The sequence below is a fragment of the Kitasatospora sp. NPDC005856 genome (genome assembly GCF_040629945.1).
In the GTDB taxonomy this organism is placed as follows: domain Bacteria; phylum Actinomycetota; class Actinomycetes; order Streptomycetales; family Streptomycetaceae; genus Kitasatospora.
In genome coordinates this window covers 1-4,887 of record NZ_JBEXWT010000187.1, presented here as the reverse complement: position 1 = coordinate 4,887, position 4,887 = coordinate 1, and the positions used below count along the sequence as shown (strand labels likewise).

Genomic DNA, 4,887 nt, shown 5'->3' with positions numbered 1-4,887 from the left:
CGCCAGCGTGTCGGCCTGACCCGCCAGGATCGCCCGCACCTCGCCCAGCATCACGTCCAGACCGGTGTGGTCCTGGACCAGGTGATGGATCCGCAACTCGGCGAGCCACCGCTCGGTCCCCGGCTCCGCCACCACCCGGGCCGCCATCATCGGCGCCCGGCCGATGTCCATCGAGGCGCCGTTCATCGCCAGCAGCCGCGCCGCAGGGTTCTCGGCGGCCGGGTCCAGCCGGACCTCGGTGACCGGCAGCACGGCGTGACGCCACACCACCTGGACCGGCTCGCGCAGGCCCTCCCAGACCACAGCGGTGCGGTAGATGTCATGCCGGTCGACGACCTGTTGCATCGCCCCGAGGAACGCGTCCAGCCGCTCCCGCGAGTCGAACTCCAGCACGGTCGGGGAGACATAGGTCTCCTCACCGCTGTCGGAGCCCAGCAGGTGGTGGAAGAGCAGACCCTCCTGCAGCGGCGCCAACGGATACACATCCGCCACGTTCGCCGCGCCGCCCTCGACGCTCGCGACCACCCGCTCCAGCTCCGCAGCGGACAACTCCACCAGCGGCAGCATCTCCGGAGTGACCTCCCGAGCGCCCTCGGGGATCCCGTTCGGCGGCACCACCACCAGCTCCGGACCCGCCACCGCCACCAGACCGGCCACCGTCGGCGTCTCGAACAGCGCCCGCACCGACACCGACACACCACGCCCGCGCAGCTTCTCCACCAGCGACACCGCCAGCAGCGAATGACCACCCAGCATGAAGAAGTCGTCGTCGACCCCCACACCCTCCAGACCCAACACCTCGGCGAACGCCTGGCAGAGGATCTCCTCCTGCAACGTCGACGGACCCCGACCCGCACCCACCGCATACCGCGGCACCGGCAACGCCCGACGGTCCACCTTGCCGTTCGCCGTCAGCGGCAGCGCCTCCAGCACCACCACCGCCGACGGCACCATGTACTCCGGCAACCGACGCGCCACGAACTCCCGCACACCCTGCGCCAGTTCCCCGCCCTCGCCAGCAGCCGGCACCACATACGCCACCAGCCGCCTGTCCCCGGGCACGTCCTCGCGGACCAGCACCAGAGCCTGGGCGACCCCCCCATGCCCGGCCACCACGGCCTGCACCTCACCCGGCTCGATCCGGAAACCACGGACCTTCACCTGCTCATCCGCACGACCCGCGAACTCCAGCAGACCCTCCGCGGTCCACCGAACCCGGTCACCGGTCCGGTACATCCGCCCACCGACCGCCCCGAACGGATTCGCCACGAACCGCTCCGCCGACAGACCCGGGCGTCCCAGGTATCCCCGTGCCACGCCGGCTCCGCCGATGTACAGCTCACCGACGACGCCCGCCGGCACCGGGCACAGCCACTCGTCCAGCACGTAGGCCCGGGTGTTGTCCAACCCGCGCCCCAGCGGCAGCACATCGCCCGCGACGGCAGTCGTCTCGAACTGCGTCGCGCACAGCGTCACCTCCGTCGGCCCGTACAGGTGCCGCACCACTACGCCGTCGCACGCCTCCAGCACCCGCCGCACCGCACCGCCCGGGACGACGTCGCCGCCGGTCAGCACCTCGCGCACCCCGGTGAAGCACTCCGGGTCCTCCTGTGCCAGAACGCGGAACAGCCCCGCCGTCACATGGACGTGCGATACCCGCCACGACGCCACCAACTCGCGCAGCCACGCGGCGTCCACCTCGCGCGCCGGCGCCACCAGCACGGCGGCGCCCGCGGCCAGCGGACCCCAGATCTCGTACGTCGAGGCGTCGAACGCGTGCGGCGCATGGAACAGCACCCGGTCCCCGGCGGACAGCCCCCAGCAACGGTCGGACACCAGCGCCGCCACATCCCGCTGCGCCGCCACCACGCCCTTCGGCGTACCGGTCGAACCGGAGGTGTACATCACATAGGCCATCTGCCCGGCCGGCAGCGCGCCGGTGGCCGGCGACGTGCCGTCCAGCCCCGCCAACTCAGCCGAGACCGCGGGCCCGTCGAGCACCAGGCACTCCACGCCCTGCCCGGTCGCGGCATCCACCGCCACCGAACCGGCAGCACTGTCACCCAGCACCAGCACCGCGTTGGCGTCGGCGAGCATGAAGGCGATCCGCTCGGCCGGGTACGCCACGTCCACCGGCAGGTAGGCGCCGCCGGCCTTCCACACCGCCAGCAACGCCACCAGCAGATCCGCACCGCGCTCCATGCACACGGCGACCACCGACTCCGGACCGACACCCCGACCGATCAGCAGCCGCGCCACCCGGTTCGCCCGCGCGTCCAGCTCGCGATAGGTCAGCTCGACGCCTTCGGCCACCACCGCCGGCGCGTCCGGCGTCCGCGCCACCTGCCCCTCGAACAGCTCCAGCACCGTACCGGCCGGCACCTCGACGTCGGTGTCGTTCCACTCCACCAGCAGCCGGCGGCGCTCGGCCTCGTCCAGCACCTCGACCGCGCCCAGCCGCAGCCCCGGATCGGCGGCCACCGCCTCCAGCACCCGCAGCCAACGGCCGACCAGCAGCTCCACGGACACCGCGTCGAACAGGTCCGCCGCCGCGGTCACACCACCGCGCAGACCGGCCGGCCGCCCCTCGGCGTCGAAGACCTCGGCCACGCTGACGTCGAGGTCGAACTTCGCCACCGACACCGACACCGACGCCTCGGCCGTAGCCTCCTCGGCACTCGGGTCCGCGAGGTCCGCCGCCGACCGCGTGGTCTGCTGTGCCGACAGCTGCCCCTGGTTGTGCACCGCGAGCAGCACCTGGAAGAGCGGGGTGCGGGCCAGCGAGCGGGCGGGGGCCAGCTCCTCGACCAGCCGCTCGAACGGCACGTCCTGGTGGGCGAACGCCCCCAGCCCCGCCTCACGCACCCGCGAGAGCGCCTGCGTGAAGCTCGGGTCCCCGGACAGGTCGGTCCGCATCACCAGCGTGTTGACGAAGAACCCGACCAGGTCGTCCAGCGCCTCGTCCGTACGGCCGGCCACCGCCGCACCGATCGGAATGTCCGTCCCCGCACCCAGGCGCGAGAACAGCACCGCGAGCGCGGCCTGCAGCACCATGAACAGGGTGACACCCTCGGCCCGCGCCAACTCGGCGAGCCGAGCGTGCAGTTCAGGCGACACATCGAGCGGCACCCGATGACCGCGATGACTCGCCACCGCCGGACGCGGCCGGTCGAACGGCAGCTCCAACTCCTCCGGAGCACCGGCCAGCGCCTCACGCCAGTAGGCGACCTGACGGGACAGCAGACTCTCCGGATCGTCCGCGCCGCCCAGCAGCTCGCGCTGCCACAGCGCGTAGTCCGCGTACTGCACCGGCAGCGGCACCCACTCGGGCGCCAGACCCTCCCGGCGCGCCGCATAGGCAGCGAAGAGGTCCCCGGTCAGCGGGCTCTTCGACCAGCCGTCGGCGGCGATGTGGTGGAGAACCAGCGCCAGCACACGCTGAGCACCCGCCTCGATCAGGGTGGCCCGGAAGGGGATGTCGACGGACAGGTCGAAGGCGTATCCGCTCGCCTCGGCCACCGCGTCCGCCAACTGCTCCGGGGCGACCTCGACCAGCCGAAGCTCCCAGTCCAGCTCGTCCAAGCCCAGGACCTGCTGGTACGGCTGGCCGTCGGCCACCGCGATCACCGTGCGCAGCACCTCGTGGCGGCCGAGCACGTCCCGCAGCGCCGCACCAAGCAGCGCATGGTCCACCTCGCCCGACAGGCCCTGCACGATCGGGGCGTTGTAGGCGGCGGTACTTCCCTCGAGCTGCCCGAGGAACCAGAGGCGCTGCTGGGCGAAGGAAAGCGGGATCCGCTCGGGGCGCTCGCCGGCGACCAGGGCGGTGCGGGCCTGCTCGGCGCCACCCAGGCGGGCGGCGAGCGCGGCCGGGGTGTGCGCCTCGAAGACGTCGGAGATCTCGGCCTCGACGTCCAGCAGGGCACGCACCCGGCTCACCAGCCGGGTCGCCAGCAGCGAGTGGCCGCCCAGCGCGAAGAAGTCGTCCTCGACGCCCACGCTCTCCAGGCCCAGGACCTCCGCGAAGGCCTCACACAGCGCCTTCTCCTGCGGGGTGGCCGCTGCCCGGCCCACGCCCGCCGTGTACTCGGGGGCGGGCAGGGCACGGCGGTCGACCTTGCCGTTGACCGTCAGTGGAAAGGCATCCAGCACCACCACCGCCGACGGCACCATGTACTCCGGCAACCGCTGCCCGGCAAACGCCTTCACCAGCTCCGGCAGGCCAACCGCCTCCGGATCCTCGGCGACGACGTACGCCACCAGGCGCACCTCACCGGGGACGTCCTCACGGGCGATCACCGCCGCCTGGGCGATCTGCGGGTGCCCGGCGATCACGGCCTGGACCTCACCCGGCTCGATCCGGAAGCCACGGATCTTCACCTGGTCATCCACACGACCGCCGAACACCAACTGTCCGTCCACGGTCCAACGCGCCAGATCACCCGTGCGGTACAGACGCCCACCCGCAGCACCGAACGGATTCGCGACGAACCGCTCCGCCGTCAGCCCCGCACGACCCAGGTAGCCACGCGCCAGACCCGCGCCCGCCACATACAACTCACCCACAACCCCAGGCGCCACCGGCGACAGGAACTCGTCGAGCACATACACCCGCACATTCGGATTCGGCCCACCGATCGACGGATCCCCGGACACCAGAGCACCCGTCATCGTCGCGCACACCGTCACCTCCGTCGGACCGTACGCGTTCACGAACCGACGACCGACCGCGAACCGCTCCACCAGCTCCGCACCCAGCGCCTCACCCGCCGACACCAACACCCGCACCGACGCCAGATCCTCCGACGCCAACACACCCAACACCGCCGGCGGCAACGTCGCATGCGTCACCCCGTACCGCGCCACCACACCAGCCAGCCCCGCACC

At 72.2% G+C, this 4,887-nt stretch carries 1 protein-coding gene and 1 pseudogene; both read right to left on the bottom strand.

Translation table 11 applies throughout. From position 1 onward, the window contains the following. Nucleotides 1-4,380: amino acid adenylation domain-containing protein (locus ABZ449_RS41680; RefSeq protein ID WP_360357275.1), on the bottom strand; the 4,380-nt coding region annotated here is incomplete at its 3' end. Nucleotides 4,381-4,530: 150 nt separating this feature from the next. Continuing rightward, nucleotides 4,531-4,866 (bottom strand): annotated as a pseudogene (locus ABZ449_RS41675) (AMP-binding protein); the annotation flags it as partial. Between the last annotated feature and the right edge of the window lie 21 nt (nt 4,867-4,887).